Genomic DNA, 21,079 nt, shown 5'->3' with positions numbered 1-21,079 from the left:
CGGGTGTGAAAAAGTCGACAGTCTGGACTATCGCCAGCTCATCATTGATACGATAAACAGCGGCATCATCGGCGGTATTGGTGCCAACCAGGACATTGGGATCATTTATTTGCGGTAAAAGGCGCAGTACCTGCGCCAGGTCCTGAGGACTGAGCTTGGCCGCTCAGCCGGCACAGGCTGCCAGCTTGGTCAGGGCTATTCTGTCTGTCATTTTTTGCACCTCCGGACTTGTTTATTTTCCGGGCGTTTCCTGTTATAATAGCATGAGTACATAGCAGCTTTCGGAGGTAGTTATGCAGTACCAGTCACGGCGCTGGTGGGAGCCGCCTGGGCGATAGCGGTTAGCAGCTTCAGCGGCGGTCTGGTTTATTCGGCCTTTGGCCTGCTGAACATGTTTAAACTGGCGGCGGCTTTGGCACTGGTGTCAACCATGTTCTGGTACTGGTTCTCGAAAAAATATGAACGACAATTCCGGTCTGTTTAGGCCGGAATTTTTTTTGCCAAACAGATTGTGCGCTTTTTCGACATAGAGATGAAGTTATAATGGTCTGGGAAAGGGGTGAGGTGAATGGAGTACAGAATAGCCAGTTTTGGGGAAAGGGCACTGGCCTTGTTTATTGATGCAATGATCCTGGCGCTGCCAGGCTGGATTATTTCAAAGCTGTTCAACACAGCAACGGCCAATGTAATCAACAATTTGCTGGGAATTGGATATGAGACGGTTTTCCTTTTTCTATATAGCAGTACTCCTGGCAAAAAGGTGGTCAACCTGAAAGTAGTGGCGATAGAGGGCGAACTGGACTTACGCAAAGTGTTGCTTAGGTCCCTGGTGCCCGGCGCACTGTTTTTTAGCAATGCGCTGTGGGTGTGGCTGATTTTTGCCCTGGACTACCTCTGGTATTTTCATAATCCGGAGGGGCGAACCCTCCATGATCTGGCCGGGCAGACCAGGGTGGTCAAATTATTACAATAGCTGTTTTGTGACAAAAGTTTGAGCAGGGGATCTGCTAAAATATTTTTGGAAAACACAAAGGAAAAAAAGTTAAAGTGTAGAAATTTATTACAATAAAAGGAGGAGGAGATAGTTGCTGCAAAAAGCGATCTTTCATTTAATTTGTTTAGAAGAAGGTTATCTCCAGGGCAATGGTGGCCTCCAGCTACATGGCTGGCTTTTTCATCAACTGGCGCGGGTCGATGCAAAAGCGGCGACGGAACTTCACGAGCTGGAGCACAAGCCCTTTGCCTTAAGCCCGCTGATCGGCAGTGCCCGGCGGGAGGGCGGGAAAATGTGGACCCGCAGTCAGCAGAAATATTCCTTTGCCCTGTCGGCATTGAATGAACCGATGGTGGAGCTGCTGCACAAGCTGCTGGCATTGCCTCCGGCCCCGATTCAGCTGGGAACGGCCAGTTTCTGGCTCGAGAAAACCAAACTCATCTATCCCAGCGGTTTCGGCTATCTGGATTTGATGAGGACGGCCAAATACCAGCGCGCGGTTATTCTGCATTTCAACTCCCATACCAGTTTTCGCCAGGTGGAGAAACAGTTTTTGTTTCCTACCCCGAAAGAAGTGTTTGGCAGCCTGACTGAAAAATGGAACGCATTTACGAACGGTAAATTTCCCGAGCTGGATTTTGACCAGATTCTGCAGGTGGCTCGTTATGAGCTGAAAACCGGTATGGTGGATTTCGGTTCATACAAGATTATCGGGTTTACCGGCCACTGTCAGTACCAGCTGGCCAAAGGCCAGGAGGAAATCATGGGAGTACATCTGGACACCCTGGCCCGCTATGCTGCTCTGGCGGGGGTGGGCTACAAGACAACCATGGGTCTGGGGGATACCCGGGCCACCAGGCTGGAATAGGAGGTGAAAGGGATTGTGAATGAATTGATGTTCCAGACTGTCACTCTGGCAGCGCTGGTGCACGATATCGGCAAATTTATCCAGCGCGCAGATTTCGGGGAACAGCAGTTACGAAAAACTCATCAGGAGCATTCATTGATGTGGGCGAGCAAGCTGGCACAGTACCTCGAGGGCCAGGTGGATCCCTGGCTCTGGCAGGAGCTGGTGCTCAAGCACCATGATAATCGCCAGACCCCTGAGCAATACAGGCCAGCTTCGATAGATGAACGTTTCCGACCCCTGGGCTATCTGGTCAGCAAGGCTGATAATCTTTCCTCCTCAGAGCGCGGGGATACGGTGGCGAAGGATTTTCGGACCCAGCCCCTGGCCAGTGTTTTCAGCGCTATCCAGGTGGAGGGTAAAAAAGCGGACCGGCTGACCTGGTATGAGGTGGCACCGCTGGCGCCGGCGGCAGTCAAACCGGTGCCTGAGACCAGAATCGATCGCAACCGGCTGGCCAACATGGTGGCCGAGTTCAGCAGTCAGTGTGCCGAGATATGCCAGCAGCCAGGCCTGGATTTTGCAGCATTCTTTACCCAACTGCAATTTTTGCTGCAGCGCTATACCTGGTGCATACCGGCCAATACCCAGGAGGAAATTCCGGACATTTCCCTGTATGATCATCTGCGTACCAGTGCCGCCATTGCTGCTTGTATGTACCGTTTCCATGAGGAAGGGGGCAGCTGGGATACCGGGCAGATCAACCGGGAACAGCGCCATTGCCTACATCTGATTGCTGACCTGTCGGGAATCCAGGACTATATCCTCGGGGTCAACCGGATCGGGATCAAAGGGGTAGCAAAATCCCTGCGTGCCCGCTCTTTCCGTCTGGCCGTGATGGCCGATGCCCTGGCCCTGAAGCTGGTACAACTGGCTGGGGTGACTCCTGCCAATATCCTGCAGGTATCAGGCGGAACCGTCCATTTGCTGCTGCCCAATACAAGAGCGGTCAAGGCGGCCCTGTCAGATTTCCGGCAGGAACTGGACCGCTGGTCCCTCAGGGAGTTTCAGGGACTGCTGCGCTGGAATCTGGCCTGGACCGAGGTGGAGGACGGCGAATTCAAGGACTATTCTCTGGTCTATCGCCGGGTCTTTCAGCAGCTGGGCCAGCAGAAGCTGCGCCCGCTGGCAGGCGGATTGCAAAGGGATAACGGCTGGAAGGAAGAGGCCTTTCTCGGTTTGTTGCCGGAGAGGGCTCCCTGCAAGGTTTGTGGTATGAGGGCACATATAGATGAGAAGGACACCTGTATTGATTGCCAGAGACTGGAAAGCGTGGGATCGGATTTGCCGTCAGCGCGGAGCCTGCTTCTCTACAATGAGCCGGCAGCTAATCGTATTGAATTGGCCCCCGGGCTCTACGGCGAACTGGGCAACAAAGGCGATGGCCGGGAACTGGCGACCTTTGTGCTGGGCCTGGACAGGCTGTATCAAGCTACAAGCGGTTATATCTTCTACAAGGGCCTGGGTAACTATGCGGCCCGGGTGGAAAAGGATTGTGAACTGCAGGATGATTGCGGAGACTGCCGCTGGCAGGAGGGTGACATACTGCCGCTGGACTGTCTGGCCCGCCTGGCCGATGGCAAGGAAATGATCGCTTATCTGAAAGGGGATGTGGACAACCTGGGCTATATTTTCAGCCGCGGTCTGGGTGAACGCATTTCCATCTCCCGGCTGGCCACCTTGAGCCGGATGCTGGATTACTTTTTCTCCGCCTGGCTCAAGGATTTCCTCGCTACCAATTATCCCTACAGTTATGTGGTATATAGCGGTGGTGATGACTTCCTGCTGCTTTGTCCCTGGAGTGAATCCCTGGGATTGGTCAGCGATCTGCGCCGGGCTTTTGCCGACTACACCGGCCGGAATCCGGCCCTGACCTTTTCAGTGGGGTTGAGCCTGACCAAACCGCAATTGCCCCTGGCCCGCGGGGTGGCGAGAGCGGAGCACCAGCTGGAGCTGGCCAAGGACAGCGGCAAGGATCGCCTGGGTCTGCTGGAGCGGGCGCTGACCTGGCCGCAGTTGGACCGAGTATGGGATGAAGCAGCTCAAGTGGGTAACTGGCTGCTGGACAAGCAGACGGGTCTTTCTACCAATTTTCTCCGGTATCTCCTGCAGTTTGCCGGTATGTATCGGCATTACCGGCAGACGGGAGATCCTCTGGGGCTGAAATTTGTGCCATTGCTGTATTACCAGGTGGTGCGCAACCTGTCCGGCAAAGCGGATCCGGAAGTGAAAAAATGGGCCCTGGGGCTGATACAGCAGGGACAAGGACAGGGGATTTATCCGGCGATGGAAGATATCGAGGTGGTAGTACGGCTGGCCTATCTATATACCAGGAGGTGAGTATTTTGGGTAAATGTTTTAATTTTTATGAGTGCAGGCAGGAGGATAGAGGCAACAAAAATTTTCTCTGCCGGGATTGTGAACGGAAGATAAAAATTTATATTAGTGATACCTACCTGAAAAACGGCCTGATAGATGACAGGGGTAAGGTACGCATCGATCTTGTCGTCGATGAAGCCAGAAAAATCGCCAACTACCTGAGCTGGACCGGGAAAATGACATCAACCGGGTTGAGAAAATTTTATGCCAAGATGAAGGCCATAGAAGGGCTATACCGGGCAAACCAGGATTGGCCGGAAATAGCAATCAGGCTGAAGACCATGATTCAGAATGCCGAGTATAGTGCCAAAAGGGAGACAGTGCCGGAGATCTGGGTGACCATAATCGAGAAGAACATCAATGAAGCGATCAAATCAGATAGGCACTTTGCGGCCATGCTCAATCACATGCAAGGGATTGTGGCCTTTTTTAAGGAGAATAAGGAGGGAAGAAGATGAAACTGAAGAAGTTCATTGAAATCAAAGGGACGATTGTCTGTGAGACCGGTCTCCGTATCGGAGGAAGCAAAGATGATATTGAAATCGGTGGCATGGATAACCCCATCATTCGGCATCCCATCACCCGCGAGCCTTATATCCCAGGATCTTCACTGAAGGGAAAACAGCGCAGCTTGTTAGAGTTGAAAAACGGAAAGTTCAATCAAGATGGCAGAGCCTGTGCCTGTGGCGAATGTGATGTTTGCAAAATCTTTGGTTCCCTTAAAAATGAAATCAGCGGACCAACCAGGTTATTGGTCAGGGATGCCTACTTGACGGAAGATTCCAGGATATGGCTGAATGAGGCCCGTCTGGAATCGGGTATCGATTTTGCTGAAGTCAAAACAGAAAACTGGATTAACCGGAAAACTGGCAAGGCTGGAACTGGTGGGTTGCGTACCCAGGAACGGGTCCCGGCAGGCACAAGGTTTAAATATTTCGCCACCTTGCGGGTTTTTGAAGGCGATGATGAGCAGCTATTTATCAACAAAATCAAGGAGGCCCTGTCCCTGTTGCAAAAGGATTACCTGGGCAGTTCCGGCAGCCGGGGCTATGGCAAGATCCGCTTCGAGGACCTGACCATCGATGGCAAACCGGTAGAATTGGGTGATTAACCGTGAAAACCATGCAGATAAAATTTATCCCTGAAGCAGGTTTCTGTACGCCGCTCAGGGCCGATGTCCTCTTTGGCCAGATCCTCTGGCAGGTACGATATCTCTGGGGGGAAGAGGAACTCTACAGGTTGCTTGAGCAATTTCGGGCCGGGAATGTGCCCTTTGTGGTCTCCGATGCCATGCCTGAGGACTACCTGCCCAAGCCGGTCCACTTGCCAGCCGAGCGGGTAGAAGGAGATCTGAACGAGGTTGCGGCAAGAAAAAAGTTAAAGAAGGTAGAATGGATTAAACTGCAGGATTATCTGGCCTACGTGGCAGGGAATGAACTGAATCTTAATGTGCTGGAGCCGGTACTTGTGGAAACGGAAGAGATGCACAACACCATCAATCGCCTTACCGGTACTACCGGCACGGAAGGCTCATTATATTCGAGCGAAGCCTATTATTTTAACCATCAATGCTATGAGTACCTGTCTTTTTACCTTCGCAGCAATGCGGAGTGGCTGGACCGGTTTCCGGAAATCCTGGACAGCCTGGAGCTGACCGGTCTGGGCAAGGGGAAGGCGCGGGGCTATGGCCAGTTTCATCTCATCGGCTGGGATAACTGCGAATGGCTGGATGAGATCGAGGGAGCTGATGCCATGCTGCTGGGCAATGCTTTTGTACCATCAGCTTCTGACCCGGTGGAAGGCTACTGGCGGGTGGAAACCAAATTCGGCCGGACCGGTGAGAATATCAGCAGTTTTCCCTTCAAGAAGCCGATGACCATGCTGGCCCGGGGGACGGTGCTCAAGGGCAGCTATAGGCCTTATGTCGGGAAATTGTTGACCGACATTCACCATGATCCCCGTATTGTCCACTCCGGCTATGGCTTCACCTTCCCCTGGCGCTGGGTGGATTGAGCCCTTATTTCGTGACAAAATCCTGAACTGACGCTATTGTAAGATAAGTTTGGTGCAAATACCGGGCATCAAGAAAAAAGGAAAGGAGGGAGAAAATGGAGCTGGTGCTTACCAAAACCGGTGATCCCTGGATGGACTGGGGGCTAACCCACCTGGGCCTTTTCTGGGAAAGCCGAGATTTTAGCTGTCAGTGGAGTGAGAGCCAGTTGATGCTCAGCTGGCAGCCGGACCAGACAGACCAGATCAAGGACAAAATGGTGGAATATCTGAAAAGCAGGCTGAACTGGCTGGTCTGGCCGGCTGTGGAGTTTAAGATTCTGGGTATAGAACGCAAATTGCTGCCTGATGGCTATTATGACCCTGATTACGCTGTTCCCCTGGGCAAAGAAGAAAAGGCGAGAATAAGAGAGTCCGGCAAGATCAGCAATCCCCAGGCCACAGCGGCGGTTACCCTGGCCCGCAACTATCCGGGCTTAAAAGGGGATTGGAAAAAGCTGAAAGAAGAAGTACCTGGAGCGGTAGCTGCCTTCTGGGCTGAAGCAAATGGGGAAGGAGAACCTGTCAATGTTTGTACCCTGTGCGGCAGGTCCGTTAGCAAGGAGTATGACATGCGCCAGAACAAAAATCCCTTTTTCAACCAGCATCACAACAACGTGATCAGAGGCTATGCCAGTGGCCCTGTAGTTGAAAAAATCTGCCCTATCTGCAACCTGCTCAATATTTTTGCTGTTACCAGCGGCAATTTGCCCTATGCTATCAGCGACTATACCCAGCTTTACATTCCGCTGGCGCGCAAGCTGACGGTACTCAAGAAGATCCAGCAAAAACTGAATCTGGACCTGTTAGATCCTTTCGAGAAGGATTTGGTCAGTTACCGCACCAACATCAAGGAGCTGGAACGTCAGGTTTCCTGCTACCAGGCCCTAATCGGGATTTATCACACCCTGGTCAATCAGTTCCAGGAACAGAAAACCAGGCCAGTCCGTCCCTGGGAAAAGGAAGAAAAGGCCAGTTTGGATGGCTGGTTGATGGTGACCTATAATAAAGGGCAAAACGTAATCATGGGAACATTTTCCTATCTGCGCGTGCCCCAGCGCCTGTTTGAGCTGGTGAAGCCGGTAAAATACGAGGATGGCAAGGAAGGTACTCTGGTTAAAACCGGTCTGGCCAGTCTTTACAGTAAGAGCACCTTTACCGGTGACCAACTGGCCCGGGCTCTGGTGGAAGGGGACTGGACAGGTTTTGCCCGTTCCCTGTTCTATCTGCTGAAAGACAAGAACAGCGGCATGCGCTGGAACAGCCAGGGTTTCTGGGAGAAATTTATCGCTTACGCTTTGGAGGAGGTGGACGGTTTGCTGGAAAAAGAGTTGCTGGAGGATGTCAAGGTGCTGGGCCGGGTGATCGGGGCCAATTTCCCTGATGATATCGCCCTGTTCACATCCCTCAACAATGCCCATGATGTGGAATCATTCCGTAAAACCCTGAAGGATACTCTGCTCAAGCTGCACAAATACCATGTGGCCCAGGGGAAAAAGTCAGATGAGGGCAAGGTCTTGCGGCCCAGGGCGGACCGGGTTGAACATATCCTGGCAGTGCTGAATGAGGACAATTTGACCACTATCAAGGACACATTGCTGATTTTTGCGGCCTTACAGGCTATGAGTAAAAGGGAGGTAGAGATGAATGAAAATGAAAGCAATTAGTGTAGTCTGGCTGGCCCGGACGGACCTGAGCAACCTGAACTCCGGCCAGGGCAGCGGCAATCTGACTGAACTGAAAACCTATGACCACGGGCGCAAACCCTACGTTTCCGGACAGGCGGTGCGACGGGCGCTCTTTGATACCATCGCCAGGGCATATGATAACAGGTTCCTCTGTGTGGCGGAAAAGCCCTGCTGTGATGTGGCAAACTGCTGGGGCTGCGACCTGCGCGGTTTCCTGGCTCCCAAATCGGGGGAAGGCAGTGACCGGCGCTGGTCACCGCTGAAAGTAGCGCCGGCCCTGGGCCAGATCCCGGCGGAAATCGTCACCGACCTGCTGACCCGGATGAGTATTTTTGAGAAAGAGGACAGCAGTACCAAAGATAACCGCATCGCCCATGTGCAACTGATGGAAAATATCTTCCGCCTGGCCCTGGTTCTGGATCTGGAAAATATCGGCCGTATGCTGGAGCCGGTCAAGGAGGAGAATGGCAAGGGCAAAAACAAGGAGGAGGCCTTCAAAGGCTGGCAGGTGACCGTTGATGTGGGCTCGGCGGAACGGAAGGAACGCATTAAGGCCGTGCTGGATGGCATCTACAACCTGAACGGTTTTGCCAAGCAGGCCCGGGCGGCCGCATCCCTGGCGCCGGAAGTCGCGTTGCTGACAGTGCAGCCGGTCTATAACCAGAGGGGATTGAGGGCGCTGGAGCTGAATGATAAAGGCGAAGTCGACCTCAAGCAACTGGCCTGGACCCTGGATGAACACAAGGCCCTGGGCTATCAGGATTTCTTCGGTTACACACCTGGCGTAGTCAGCAATGAAGCTGAGTTGCTGGCATTGCTGCAACAGAAGGAGATCGAGGCTCAGCCGGTCTATGCCGCCTTTGAACAGGTTAAAGCACTGGTGGCTGCGGCCGACCTGTAAGAGGTGAGCTGCATGGAGTTTTTGCAAGCTACCCTGCAGGTGCCGGGCTGGTGCAGTTTTCGCCTGCCCCAGGGTATTAACATGCATTTCTCTTATCCTGTGCCGCCGATTACCACTATCAAAGGCTTGCTGGCCGCTGCCCTGGGGCTGCCCCATGACTCCTACCACCTGCTGCCAGAGCTGGAATATGCGGTGGGGATAGTCCGGCCGGGGGAGCGGATTGAAACCCTGAGCAAAATCCTGAAACGGGACAGGGATAACCGGGACACGCTGGTGGTAAAGGAAAAATACCTGCAGCCTGAATATAGAATCTGGCTGGCCGGGGAAGGGAAGGAGCTGGATCGGATTTATACCCGCCTGCTCGACCCCTTCTTCCCTCTCTCCCTCGGGGAAGGGGATGATGTGGTGGAAGTGGCAGCGGTAGAGCGCTTTCAGGCGAGCAGGCAGGTGGCTGCTCAGGTGGTCAACTGCCCGGTGTACCGGCCGGAACTGGTGACGGCGGGACCGGTGGAAGTTATTCAATTGCCGTGGGACTTTATCAAAGGGAAACGCAATAGCTGGCAGGGGATCGCCTACCGCCCCCACTGGGTCGGGGAAAAAATCGCCTTTAAAGAAGAGGTGGAAGTATGGTCCACCCCGGCAGGAGGAGTGCTGCTGTGATAGAGCTGATGGCGAAACCGCGGCGGACATTGCTTGACCATACGAATGATGCGTTGAATTTACTTGACGAATACTGGCAGGAGAATCGCCGCCTGTGGCCCGAGCTGGCCCGGCGGCTCCATTCTTCTGAACCGGAACTGTACCGAGCTGCCCGCTGGGCCCTCACGGCCCATGACTGGGGTAAGGCCAGCAGGAAGTTTCAGGGGAAGATCGTACTGAACCAGCGGCCAGGAGTTTTTCATGCCCCTTTTTCGGCCTATTTTCTCGCTCTTTCACAAAAAGCCCAGGCAGAGCTGGGGGATTGGTTGCCGGTGGTGGTGCTGGCAGTGATGAGCCATCACAGCCAGTTGCATCAGGGCAGCCTTAGCGGTGACAAAATAAGTGGAATGGGAAATGTGGATTTTTATGAGCAGGAACTGGCCCGGCTCTGGCCGGAACTGAAGGGAATACCGGGGAGGATCAGCGGATCGGAGTGCAAAGAGCTGGCTGAGAGTCTCAAATCCTATGTCCTGGAAATGAACAGGCCGGGAGAAAAGCTGCTACTGAAAGCCCGATATTGCTGGCTCCATGCCCTTTTGCGCTGGCTGGACAATCTGGCCAGCCGGGGGGAAGGGTTTTATCCAGAGGAGAAAAGCCAAACTGCCGTCCATTCCTTCAACCAGAACCGGAATAAGTGGCAAAAGCAGACAAATGCTATCCAGGAACAGGCGGCGGCAACCACGGCCCCCTTCCTGGTCATTCAGGGAGGATGTGGCAGCGGCAAGACGGGGGCAGCACTATTATGGGCGGAAAAACTCTGGCAGGAGGGAAAGTGTGAGCGCATAATCTTCACATTGCCCACTCAGTTTACCTCCAACTCCCTGTACTGGGATTTGAGTGAAAAATATGGTTTTCCGGCAGGGGCAACGGGGATATATCACAGTGATATTGACAGCGTGCTCAGGCAGGAGCTGGAGGATGAGGAGGAGATAGAGGAAGTCCGCTATTTCAACACCTTTTACCAGAAACCGATCAATGTCTCCACTGTCGACCATCTGCTCTATTCCCTGTTGCATTCCTATCGCTATGCTGACCGGGCGTTTGGAAACCTGATGACAGCAGCGGTAGTCTTCGATGAAATCCACTACTATGACCAGTTTACCCTGCAGAAAATCGGACAGGCCACCAGTTTTCTGCGAACTTTGGGTATTCCCCATGCCATCATGTCGGCGACAATACCTGGGGTGATGCGGGAGCAACTGCAAAAACTGGGTTACCTGGTGCTGGAGCAGGAACAGGAGGAGTTACCGCTAGAGATAGTGAAGGCCCGGGAAGAGATGGTTTCGGCTGGTGAAGTAAACCAGGAGCTGCTGGAACTGGTAGCGAAAAACCGCGAGTGCAAGCAGATGATTGTGGTCAATCAGGTGGAACGGGCCAAAAAAATTGCCCGTACCCTGGCCGCGCAATTTCCAGAGCTGGAGGTAATCTGTTACCATTCGGAATTCACCAGGGCCGATCGCCAAGAAAAAGAGCAATTGATTCGCAGACGTTTCCGGGATAATAAGGGCGGGGTGGTGCTTGTCTCCACTCAAGTGTGTGAATTAAGCCTGGATATCTCTGCTGATGTAATGTATACAGAGCTTGCCCCCGCGGACGCTCTCATTCAGCGCTTTGGCCGTATGCATCGACGGGGACGGACTCCGTGGCGAGAGGAGTGCGGCTGTTGCTACTGCGCCGAGCGGGTTTACCTTCCTGATGATTTCCGATACAGAGCCTATATATTCCCGGTTGACTGGCGTGAGCCCAGAACCACCCTGCCATACACTGCAGGGCTGTTGCAGTTGACCTGGGAGAACATCCCGGTTGCATTCTCCTACACGGAAGGTAAAAGATGGGTGGATGCTGTTTATCAGGTCTTGCCACGGCTGGAGAATGAAGATATGTACAGGATGGTGCTGGAGGATGTGGTGTTCGGGCGCACGCCCCGGGAGCGCTACGGAGATGAGGAAGCTGAAACCAGCCAGGGGGCATTCCGGGTCCGCCACAGTGAGGTAATAACTGTGCCGACAGTGCCGGCCTCCCTCTGGGATGAGAAGGATTATGAGGACAGAGTGATCCAGGTAAGTCTGGGCAAAATCCGCCGGAGTAAGTTAGAGTGCCAGTGGCTAAAAGGTGTATGTATCTTAAATAACCCTTATGACAATAAATTTGGTTATGAATTTAATGTTTAAGAATACAGTCCTCCGGTAAAAATGGTAATAGAAGCCATTTGACTGGAGGAGGGTTTTTTATGGATAGATTTCATCTGGGAGTTGCAGCGGTGGCGGAAATTTTGTATTGTCCGCGGAATTTCTGGTATCGAGTGGTGGAACAGGCGCAGGACAGCAATTATCATATGATAGAAGGCAAGGAGCAGGATGATATTCGAAATCAACGCCTGTATCGGCACCAGGAGGAGCGAGAACAGTGGCGTAATATCCAGATTTCCTCCGATAAATACGGGATCACCGGTATAATCGACGTCCTGGAAAGCAGGGATGGCGAGGTCTATCCGGTGGAATTCAAGAAAGGTGAACTTAAAGCCGCCATCAATGATGATGTCCAGCTTTGTTGCCAGGCCATTTTACTGGAAGAGGAATTGCAGCGGTCAATCCAGTACGGGTACATCTATTATGCGGCCTCTGCTTCGCGGCGGCTGGTGGAGTTTACGCCCGAGCTGCGTTCAATTACCTGGCAGGCGATGGAACGAGCGCGCCAGATCATGGAGAGTCAGACAGCTCCTGAGCCGGTCAATGATGAGAGGTGCAATGGCTGCAGTCTGGCACCCCGCTGTCTGCCGGCGGAAATTAGCTTTTTGTACGGGAAAGGGGGAAAACCGGTACGCCCACTACCAGCTGTGAACCTGGGACGGACCCTGTATGTGGAAGGTTATGACACTTTTTTGCGCAAAGAGCAGCAGAGGATAGTCGTAACCAAAGCCAGGGAAAAAATAGCTGATATACCTCTGGCGGCTATTGATGAAATCATTGTGGTGGGAAATGGCAGTTTGAGCAGCCCGCTAATCCAGGAACTGCTGTATCGCCAAATCTATGTTTATTTTCTGACTTCGGGAGGAAACCTGAGGGGCTGGTTGCAACCGGTACTGAACAAAAATATTTTCTTGCGCCAGGCGCAGTTTCAACGCAGCCAGGAGGAGGGTTTTGCTTTGACCCTGGCCCGGGAGGTAGTTGCAGGCAAGCTGAATAACTACCGGGCCTTGCTGCAAAGATACAGGCGACGGTCTAAAGAAGAGCTGAAAATCGCAATCGATGAGCTGGACATGATAGTCAATGAGGCCAGGAAAGCTCAGAGCAAGGAGAGTCTGCTGGGGTATGAAGGGTTGGGTGCGAGAATCTGGTTTCAAAGCTGGCGTTATCTACTACGTGAAGATCAGCCCTTTGATTTTCAAGGCCGTAATCGACGACCACCCAGGGACCAGGTCAATGCATTGTTGAGCCTCGGCTATACTCTACTAGTGAAAGAAGTTTTGAGCAGTTTGATGCGGGTCGGCCTTGATCCTTACCTGGGCTTTTTTCACAGCAATCACTATGGCAGGCCAGCACTGGCACTGGATATGATGGAGGAGTTTCGGCCCTTAGTGGCTGATAGCGTTGTCATTACAGTGCTGAATAACCGGATGTTAGGTAAGGAACATTTTGAAAATCGTTTTGGCGGCGTTTACCTGACGGAAGAGGGCAGAAAAATCTTTTTTCGGGCATTTCAGGAAAGACTGGCGGCAGAAATAACCCATCCAGTATTTCGCTATCGGATCAGTTACCGGCGGGTTATTGAGTTGCAAGCAAGGTTTCTGGCCAAGGTAATGACCGGGGAGCTGCAGGAGTACAAGGCAATGGTGGTCAGATAATGGAACATTATGTAATCGTCTATGATATCAGGGATGACAGACGGAGGAACAAGATCTACAGGATTTTGAAAGATTATGCCACACCAGTTCAGCTTTCTGTTTTTGAGGCTGTCTTAACGAAGGAGAAAATAGTACAACTCCAGTATAGTTTGAAACGATTGATGAAAAACGAGGATAGTATTATCTTTTATCGCCAGTGTGGCCATTGCCGACAGGATATACTAAGGTTGGGCAGCACTCCGGTTCCTTACGGAGAAGGAGACATAATAATATAATTTCCGGGTCAACCGGAAATTTTTTTTGCAGAAGGTATTGATTGGAAGAGTGGGATAGTGTAAAATATATTGCGAGAGGTTGGAGGTTGGCAGAAAAGCCGGGACCCTCTCGAGTCAGCATTATCAAGGGTTTGCTGGATTTTAGATTTTTTGAAATGTCATTATATATGGGGTTTAGAATAACCTCTCGCAAAATGGCTCTGAAAGCCTTGATTATCAAGACTTTCAGAGGGGCGCTCTTTAAACATCTCCTAATTCCCATTGGGAATTGAAAGAAAAATATTTGTTTGCGTCAATTCCAACAAAACCCCCTTTAAACATCTCCTAATTCCCATTGGGAATTGAAAGAGCCTGACGGCCGGCCAGTAACCTGTTTCGTTTATCTTTAAACATCTCCTAATTCCCATTGGGAATTGAAAGAAGGCAAACGAGGGACGGTAAACGTAAAATCGGCCGAGTACAACTTTAAACATCTCCTAATTCCCATTGGGAATTGAAAGTTTTTTTGTGTAACCCCAACCTGGGCCAGCAGATGCTTTAAACATCTCCTAATTCCCATTGGGAATTGAAAGTATATTTTGTTATAACTCCAATTGTTTTTGCCGACTCTTTAAACATCTCCTAATTCCCATTGGGAATTGAAAGCCTTGTGGTCCGGCGATGACCTGTGCATCACCGGTCTTTAAACATCTCCTAATTCCCATTGGGAATTGAAAGTTCACCTTGCGGGAGGTGGCAGGTTAATGCAACCACTCTTTAAACATCTCCTAATTCCCATTGGGAATTGAAAGCAGGCGAGGAGCTTGACCATGCAGACGTGGTGGACAAACCTTTAAACATCTCCTAATTCCCATTGGGAATTGAAAGTTTTCTTTTCTAAGTTCCCGGATGCGTTGACCAACCACTTTAAACATCTCCTAATTCCCATTGGGAATTGAAAGTTGTCCTGATAGAACCTATTTCTGCTCTGGTCTGGCACTTTAAACATCTCCTAATTCCCATTGGGAATTGAAAGCCGGTATTTGTGTTGCCTCCACCCTCCTCCCAAAGGGCCTTTAAACATCTCCTAATTCCCATTGGGAATTGAAAGGGATTGGCTTGCCGCCACCTATGACCCATCCAGTGCTTTAAACATCTCCTAATTCCCATTGGGAATTGAAAGACCGCTTCAGTGGTTCTGTCCAAGTCCGGGTTACCCTTTAAACATCTCCTAATTCCCATTGGGAATTGAAAGCGTCTCTACACTCTGCTGATTTGCAGAGAGCAGGTTAGTCGTCTTTAAACATCTCCTAATTCCCATTGGGAATTGAAACCTGTTGTAAAAGTTACCCAATGCATCATAAGCTGAGCTCTTTAAACATCTCCTAATTCCCATTGGGAATTGAAACAAATGGCAGTTCGTTTTCCTCAGCTGGAGTTGATACTTTAAACATCTCCTAATTCCCATTGGGAATTGAAACTCCGCATGGTTCAGGGCCCATTCCTCCACGGCGTCTGCTTTAAACATCTCCTAATTCCCATTGGGAATTGAAACATTTTGATAAGAGCAATAATTATTTAACAATTTTACTTTAAACATCTCCTAATTCCCATTGGGAATTGAAACTCACTATGTTCCCTGATAAACTGCTCTACCTCTTCCTTTAAACATCTCCTAATTCCCATTGGGAATTGAAACTTTATAAAACCGCCTATGGCGACCACCTCCCCCCCTTTAAACATCTCCTAATTCCCATTGGGAATTGAAACTTTGCCGATGGCATCCAACAAGTCCATGAGAACATCCTTTAAACATCTCCTAATTCCCATTGGGAATTGAAACCTTACCAGCTCCATGAGCCGTTTGCGGTTGAGCTCTTTAAACATCTCCTAATTCCCATTGGGAATTGAAACGGTTTTTGTTTTGAAGATGCGGTCATCACCCAATGCCTTTAAACATCTCCTAATTCCCATTGGGAATTGAAACCCAATGGCTATAAACTTGACTGGTGCGTGGCAGTACTTTAAACATCTCCTAATTCCCATTGGGAATTGAAACCCAATGGCTATAAACTTGACTGGTGCGTGGCAGTACTTTAAACATCTCCTAATTCCCATTGGGAATTGAAACTTACAATATGGTGGAACTCATTAGCTAACTTAATCTTTGTTTTCGGTAAAATAAAAATCAAGCAAATGGAAATTTAAAAATCAAGCACAAAACTGGAAAAAAAACATTGCCGGCACCCCTCAAAAACTGTACCCTTTAGTTGACTAGGCTAAAGGGGGTAAAGAAAGGATGCTAGCAATGGATCAAATCTATAATATCAGATTTCAGGCAATTAGGAAAGGAAAATCTCTAAGAAGTATCGCCAGAGATACTGGGCATGATTTTGCTACAGTTAAGAAATACGTCAATAAAGAAGATTTTAATGAGGTAAAACAAAGACGGCAAAGGGAAAGCAAGCTTGAACCATACAAATATCTTATTGATGAATGGTTACAAGAAGATTTAAAGGCAAAGCCCAAACAGAGACATACTGCCCAACGGGTATATGATAGGCTTAAAGAAAAATTCGGTGAAGAGTTTGAAATCTCGAGCCGCACTGTTAGGTCCTACGTTGCTCAAAAGAAATCGGAACTTTTCGGGCAGAAAGAAGGGTATTTACCACTAGAACACCCGCCCGGAGAAGCCCAGGTGGATTTTGGACAGGCGGAATTTATAGAAAATGGCGTTAAAATTACAGGTCATTACTTAAATGTCTCTTTTCCTTACAGTAATGGTGGATACACACAGGTGTTCAAGAGCGAAAACCAGGAAAGCTTTCTAACTGGTTTAAAAAATATTTTTGAACATATTGGCTGCGTTCCTGATCGTATATGGTTGGACAATCTATCGGCAGCTGTAGTAACTATTAAAAAGCATGGGGAACGTGATCTAACGGAGATGTTCAAAAGATTTGCTCTTCATTATGGTTTTGAATGTAATTTCTGTAACCCCAATAGCGGGCATGAAAAAGGATCTGTAGAAAGCAAGGTGGGTTACCACCGCAGAAACTTCTTTGTTCCAATTCCGGAATTTAAGGATATGGCAGAGTACAACAAAAATCTACTGGAACTAGCTGACATAAAAATGAATAGGCAGCACTATAAGAAAAAACAAACTATAGCTGAACTGTTTTTGGAAGATAAGAAAGCTATGCTTAAGCTTCCGGAAAAAGAATTTGAAGTCTATAAGCTAGAAAAGGCCAAAGCTGATAATTACGGCAAAGTTAAATTTGACAACCGTATATATTCCACAAGCCCTGAATATGCGGGCAAGCAAGTTTGGATAAAAGCCAGTGCTTTTGACATAGTAATTCTCGATCAGGATTATCGCTATATAGAAAAACACAAGCGGCTTTACGGTGAGCAGAAAGAATCTATGAAATGGCTACCATACCTAAAGCTAATGGCAAAAAGACCTACAGCCCTTAAATACAGCGGCTTTTTTAAAGAATTGCCCCAAACTATACAGGATTACTTCGAGAGATGCGAATACCAGCAAAAGAAAGCAGCACTACAAGTATTATCAAAAATGGTTGCTTTAACTGATATCCATACCGCTACTAAGGCTTTTGAAACAACGATAAAACATGGCTTGACCGATCTGGATAGTATATGGGCTACATTTTACACAATGACTAATCAATCGCCAGCAGCCAGTGAAATTAAACTGGGTGATAAAATTCCGGACATCACGCCTTATAGCGTAGATAATTCATCCTACGATTGCCTTCTCAAGGGAGGTGACGCAGGATGGAAGAACTGATAATCCAGCACTGTAATAAGCTGAAATTTGGAGGCAGGATAGTTGAAAATTACAAAAAGATAACAGCTGAAACACACGAAGAATTCCTCGAAAAGCTCCTCCGTATGGAAGTTGAAGCCAGGGAAATTAATCTTAAAAACCGGCTGTTAAAAAATGCCTGTTTTGATGTGATCAAAACTTTTGAGAACTACTCTTTTGATGATATACAAATCCCTAACAGTATCGATACTTAAACAATTAAGACGGCCGCCTTCATAAACAAGAAGGAAAACTTGATATTATATGGGCCGGTCGGGACTGGCAAAACACACTTGGCAACAGCCATAGGTGTAGAGGCATGTAGTAGAGCTAAGAAAGTTAAATTTTACAGAACTGCAGCTCTGGTTAATCAGCTGCTGGAAACCAAAAGAACCGGGGAGCTGAAGAAATTTCTTAAACAACTTGAGAATTTAGATCTGCTCATTTGCGATGAATGGGGCTATATTCCTTTCGAAAAAGAAGGTTCACAATTATTATTTCAGGTAATCTCGGAATGTTACGAGAAGAAAAGCCTGATTATTACTACCAACCTTGAGTTCAGTAAATGGAATAGCATATTTTATGATGAAAAGCTTACTAGTGCATTAATTGACAGAGTTATTCATCATAGTCATCTATTGATGTTTACCGGAAGTAGTTATAGGCTTAGACACTCAACCATAAATTGCTAAATATGTAAGTTGGGGTGCTGGAAAAATAAATTTCCAAATGCATGATTTTTTACTTGCCAAACACACATCACCGGATCTGGGACTGCCATCATCCCTTTAAACATCTCCTAATTCCCATTGGGAATTGAAACGGAAGTAAGAAAACCCGGCTTATGCCGGGTCTTTTTCGTGCGCCCGGCATGGGCGTTGTCTATAGGGTGAAAGTCCCGAACGGCGAAGGTAGCAGTAGCCGTAGCTTAAGACAAGGGTGTCCACCGTGAGGTGGAATCTGAAGGAAGTCGGCGGCAAACCTCCGGCCCGACCAGGTCACGGTAAAAGACCTCCGGGACTATGTACGGGAGCACTGGGACAGAATCAGGGAAGAACTTCTCACGGGAACCTATAAACCGCTCTTTGACCCGGAGTTCTCCCCATACAGCTATGGATTTAGACCTGGACGCAGGGGACATGATGCGGTCAGACAGGCAAGGAAGTACGCAGAGGAAGGATATACCTGGGTGGTAGACATGGACCTGGAGAAATTCTTCGACTGGGTAAACCATGACATCTTGATGGCCCGTGTTGCCCGCAAAGTCAAAGACAAGCGGGTACTAAAACTTATCCGCCGCTATCTTCAGGCCGGAGTAATGTCAACGGGGTAGTAATGGACACCGATGAAGGCACTCCCCAGGGAGGACCATTGAGTCCATTGCTGGCTAACATAATGCTAGATGACCTGAACCGGGAACTGGAAAGACGAGGACATAGATTCGTGCGTTATGCGGACGACTGTAACATCTACGTCCGAAGTCAGCGAGCCGGAGAGTGGGTGTTTGAGAGCATTAAATCCTTCCTGGAGGACAAGTTAAAACTCAAAGTAAACGAGACAAAGAGTGCGGTAGATAGGCCGTGGAAAGAGAGGATTTCGGACCGCATCAAGAGCATCAATGCCTACCTTGGAGGCTGGGTAGGATACTATGCGCTGGCGGAAACGCCGAGCGTATTCCAGGAAATCGAAGGGTGGCTAAGGCGAAGGCTACGGATGTGCGTCTGGAAACAATGGAAACGTGTCCGAACCCGATACCGTGAACTGCGGACCCTGGGCCTACCGGAGCGAGTAGTCCACATAATGGCTAATGCCCGTGAAGGCTACTGGCGTATGCCTCGACAATTAAATAACGCCCTGAACAATGCCTACTGGCATAGTCAGGGCTTGAAGAGTTTAACTGAACGTTATCATCGCATTCGTCAAGCTTGGTGAACCGCCGTATACCGAACGGTACGTACGGTGGTGTGAGAGGACGGGGGTTAATCACCCTTTTCTACTCGATTCAGCATAAACATACTGTTTTTAAGGCGTCTGATTCCGGTGATGAAGGCTTTTCAGAAGATGGAAAACTGATTGATGAAAAAAATTGTTAAGGAGTAGCCCCGATAATTGGCAGTTTACTCCTTTTTTGTTATAATGGATTCAACTTTATGAGGGAGAGTAGACAATGCAGATAGAAATCAAGAAAATTATACGCTCTAATCGGAAAACTATCGCTATTGAAATAGCGACAGATAGCAGCCTTATCATTAGGGCACCTAAAAGGCTGCCATTAAAGATTATTAAAGATCTGGTACAGAACAAAGAAAAATGGATAAGAGAAAAACTGCAGGAAATTGAACTGAAGCAAAAACTTTATCAACCATTGCAATTTAAAACAGGGGATGAGCTCTGGTATCTGGGGGAAAAATACATTTTCTCGATCACAGATAGCTGTGAGAATATCTTTTTGCACGATTATAAGCTCTATTTTCCGCAAGACCAGCAGGAACGAGCCGCTGAGTTGCTAAAACAGTGGTATAAAGAACAGTCCAAAAAGCTTCTGCCAGCAAGGGCTGAGTATTATTCACAGCTGACAGGAATAAAATTTAATTCTATTAAAATAACCGGGGCCAGGAAACGCTGGGGTTCCTGCAGTTCCAGAGGTAACCTGAATTTTACCTGGCGCCTCATTATGGCACCTTTACGGGTAATTGACTATGTGGTGGTGCATGAGCTGGTACATATAGAATTTATGAATCATTCCCGACAGTTCTGGGCACGCGTGGGGGAAATAATGCCTGATTATAAGGAACAAAAGCAATGGTTACGGGAAAACCAGCTGCTACTGGAGTTAATGTAAAAGGAAGGGCGAAAGCCCCTCCTTTTTTTACCGCAAAATGATGGTTCCCGCTTCTGCTTCTGTTACCTTGCCAATACGAGCGATTGTGGCTACTCCGGCGGCAGCCAGTTCCTGCTCCAGCTGTTCAGCTTTTTCCGGTGCTACAGCGATGAGCAGTCCGCCCGAAGTCTGGGCATCGGCCAGCACCAGCAGGGTATCTTCGCTGAAATCTCCATCCAGCTGTAAATTATCCTGCAAGTAGGCCAGATTTTTACGGGTGCCACCTGGTACTACTCCCTGGCTGGCAAAAGCCCAGGCAGCTTCTAAAACTGGAACCTGGCTGACTTCGATTTCGGCTCCCGTGCCACTGCCTGCCATCATTTCAAAGAGGTGGCCGAGAAAACCGAAGCCGGTGATGTCAGTGCAGGCGTGGACTCCTACCTTCACCATTGCGTCTGCGGCAGCCTTATTCAAAGTCCCCATCACTTCTACGGCTTCAGCGAGGATGGGGGGAGGAACCAGATCCCGCTTGTGGGCAGTGGTGATAATACCAAGGCCGAGGGGTTTGGTGAGATAGAGAACATCTTCTGGTCGGGCGCCGGCATTGGTAACAATCCGGTCGGGATGAATTATCCCGGTGACAACCAGACCGTATTTGGGCTCCTGGTCCGAAACAGTGTGGCCGCCTACAATGCTAATACCTGCTTCAGCGGC

At 49.3% G+C, this 21,079-nt stretch carries 17 protein-coding genes, 2 pseudogenes and 1 CRISPR repeat array; of the genes and pseudogenes, 17 read left to right on the top strand and 2 right to left on the bottom strand.

Annotated features, from left to right (window positions below):
• Nucleotides 1-211: pseudogene (locus JDF658_RS14845) on the bottom strand (selenide, water dikinase SelD); the annotation flags it as partial.
• Nucleotides 212-568: 357 nt separating this feature from the next.
• Between JDF658_RS14845 and JDF658_RS10160 the strand changes: the two are divergent.
• The 17 genes and pseudogenes from JDF658_RS10160 (at nucleotide 569) to JDF658_RS10085 (ending at nucleotide 20,386) form a co-directional block, all read left to right on the top strand.
• Complete coding sequence (locus JDF658_RS10160) at nucleotides 569-973, top strand: RDD family protein (RefSeq protein ID WP_079907520.1); 405 nt, start codon at nucleotides 569-571, stop codon at nucleotides 971-973.
• A 112-nt stretch (nucleotides 974-1,085) separates the two neighbouring features.
• Nucleotides 1,086-1,862, top strand: coding sequence for a CRISPR system precrRNA processing endoribonuclease RAMP protein Cas6 (cas6, locus tag JDF658_RS10155; RefSeq protein WP_079907518.1), 777 nt, complete (start codon nucleotides 1,086-1,088; stop codon nucleotides 1,860-1,862).
• Nucleotides 1,863-1,877: 15 nt separating this feature from the next.
• Nucleotides 1,878-4,241 carry a type III-A CRISPR-associated protein Cas10/Csm1 gene (gene cas10 / locus JDF658_RS10150; protein ID WP_079907517.1) on the top strand — a complete coding sequence of 788 codons (2,364 nt, stop codon included), beginning with the start codon at nucleotides 1,878-1,880 and terminating at the stop codon, nucleotides 4,239-4,241.
• 5 nt (nucleotides 4,242-4,246) lie between these two features.
• The gene (gene csm2, locus JDF658_RS10145; protein ID WP_159446617.1) at nucleotides 4,247-4,738 is read left to right on the top strand and encodes a type III-A CRISPR-associated protein Csm2; all 492 of its coding nucleotides are present in this window, start codon (nucleotides 4,247-4,249) and stop codon (nucleotides 4,736-4,738) included.
• Nucleotides 4,735-5,391, top strand: a complete 657-nt coding sequence (csm3, locus tag JDF658_RS10140; RefSeq protein ID WP_079907513.1) for a type III-A CRISPR-associated RAMP protein Csm3 — start codon at nucleotides 4,735-4,737, stop codon at nucleotides 5,389-5,391. Before csm2 ends, csm3 begins: the two co-directional genes overlap by 4 nt.
• A 2-nt stretch (nucleotides 5,392-5,393) precedes the next feature.
• Entirely contained in the window at nucleotides 5,394-6,293 is a 900-nt protein-coding gene (locus JDF658_RS10135) for a hypothetical protein (RefSeq protein WP_079907512.1), read from the top strand.
• A 95-nt stretch (nucleotides 6,294-6,388) separates the two neighbouring features.
• Nucleotides 6,389-7,996 carry a hypothetical protein gene (locus JDF658_RS10130; RefSeq protein WP_079907511.1) on the top strand — a complete coding sequence of 536 codons (1,608 nt, stop codon included), beginning with the start codon at nucleotides 6,389-6,391 and terminating at the stop codon, nucleotides 7,994-7,996.
• On the top strand, nucleotides 7,977-8,918 hold the full coding sequence (gene cas7i / locus JDF658_RS10125; protein WP_079907509.1) for a type I-B CRISPR-associated protein Cas7/Cst2/DevR: 942 nt from the start codon (nucleotides 7,977-7,979) through the stop codon (nucleotides 8,916-8,918). Before JDF658_RS10130 ends, cas7i begins: the two co-directional genes overlap by 20 nt.
• Before the next feature lie 12 nt (nucleotides 8,919-8,930).
• Nucleotides 8,931-9,578: a CRISPR-associated protein Cas5 gene (cas5, locus tag JDF658_RS10120; protein ID WP_079907508.1), complete on the top strand. Its 648-nt coding sequence runs from the start codon at nucleotides 8,931-8,933 to the stop codon at nucleotides 9,576-9,578.
• Nucleotides 9,575-11,788 carry a CRISPR-associated helicase Cas3' gene (cas3, locus tag JDF658_RS10115; protein WP_159446616.1) on the top strand — a complete coding sequence of 738 codons (2,214 nt, stop codon included), beginning with the start codon at nucleotides 9,575-9,577 and terminating at the stop codon, nucleotides 11,786-11,788. Before cas5 ends, cas3 begins: the two co-directional genes overlap by 4 nt.
• Before the next feature lie 59 nt (nucleotides 11,789-11,847).
• Complete coding sequence (locus JDF658_RS10110; RefSeq protein ID WP_079907505.1) at nucleotides 11,848-13,461, top strand: CRISPR-associated endonuclease Cas4/Cas1; 1,614 nt, start codon at nucleotides 11,848-11,850, stop codon at nucleotides 13,459-13,461.
• The gene (cas2, locus tag JDF658_RS10105) at nucleotides 13,461-13,736 is read left to right on the top strand and encodes a CRISPR-associated endonuclease Cas2 (RefSeq protein WP_079907504.1); all 276 of its coding nucleotides are present in this window, start codon (nucleotides 13,461-13,463) and stop codon (nucleotides 13,734-13,736) included. Before JDF658_RS10110 ends, cas2 begins: the two co-directional genes overlap by 1 nt.
• Before the next feature lie 238 nt (nucleotides 13,737-13,974).
• A CRISPR array of direct repeats spans nucleotides 13,975-15,845; the repeat unit is 36 nt; unit sequence CTTTAAACATCTCCTAATTCCCATTGGGAATTGAAA.
• A 169-nt stretch (nucleotides 15,846-16,014) separates the two neighbouring features.
• Nucleotides 16,015-17,526: an IS21 family transposase gene (istA, locus tag JDF658_RS10100; RefSeq protein WP_079907503.1), complete on the top strand. Its 1,512-nt coding sequence runs from the start codon at nucleotides 16,015-16,017 to the stop codon at nucleotides 17,524-17,526.
• On the top strand, nucleotides 17,514-17,759 hold the full coding sequence (locus JDF658_RS14960; protein WP_278308120.1) for a hypothetical protein: 246 nt from the start codon (nucleotides 17,514-17,516) through the stop codon (nucleotides 17,757-17,759). The genes istA and JDF658_RS14960 overlap by 13 nt, the downstream gene beginning before the upstream one ends.
• 3 nt (nucleotides 17,760-17,762) lie before the next feature.
• On the top strand, nucleotides 17,763-18,236 hold the full coding sequence (gene istB, locus JDF658_RS10095) for an IS21-like element helper ATPase IstB (RefSeq protein ID WP_278308121.1): 474 nt from the start codon (nucleotides 17,763-17,765) through the stop codon (nucleotides 18,234-18,236).
• A gap of 386 nt (nucleotides 18,237-18,622) precedes the next feature.
• A pseudogene (locus JDF658_RS10090) lies at nucleotides 18,623-19,476 on the top strand (reverse transcriptase domain-containing protein); the annotation flags it as partial.
• 235 nt (nucleotides 19,477-19,711) lie between these two features.
• Nucleotides 19,712-20,386 carry a M48 family metallopeptidase gene (locus JDF658_RS10085; protein ID WP_079907501.1) on the top strand — a complete coding sequence of 225 codons (675 nt, stop codon included), beginning with the start codon at nucleotides 19,712-19,714 and terminating at the stop codon, nucleotides 20,384-20,386.
• A gap of 27 nt (nucleotides 20,387-20,413) precedes the next feature.
• On the opposite strand, the gene selD is transcribed toward JDF658_RS10085, so the two are convergent.
• A partial coding sequence (gene selD, locus JDF658_RS10080; RefSeq protein WP_079907499.1) for a selenide, water dikinase SelD occupies nucleotides 20,414-21,079 on the bottom strand: 666 nt, incomplete at its 5' end.

The organism is Carboxydocella sp. JDF658 (genome assembly GCF_002049395.1).
Classification (GTDB): Bacteria; Bacillota.
The sequence above is the reverse complement of the archived record's forward strand: the minus strand, read 5'-3'. Positions and strand labels throughout refer to the sequence as shown.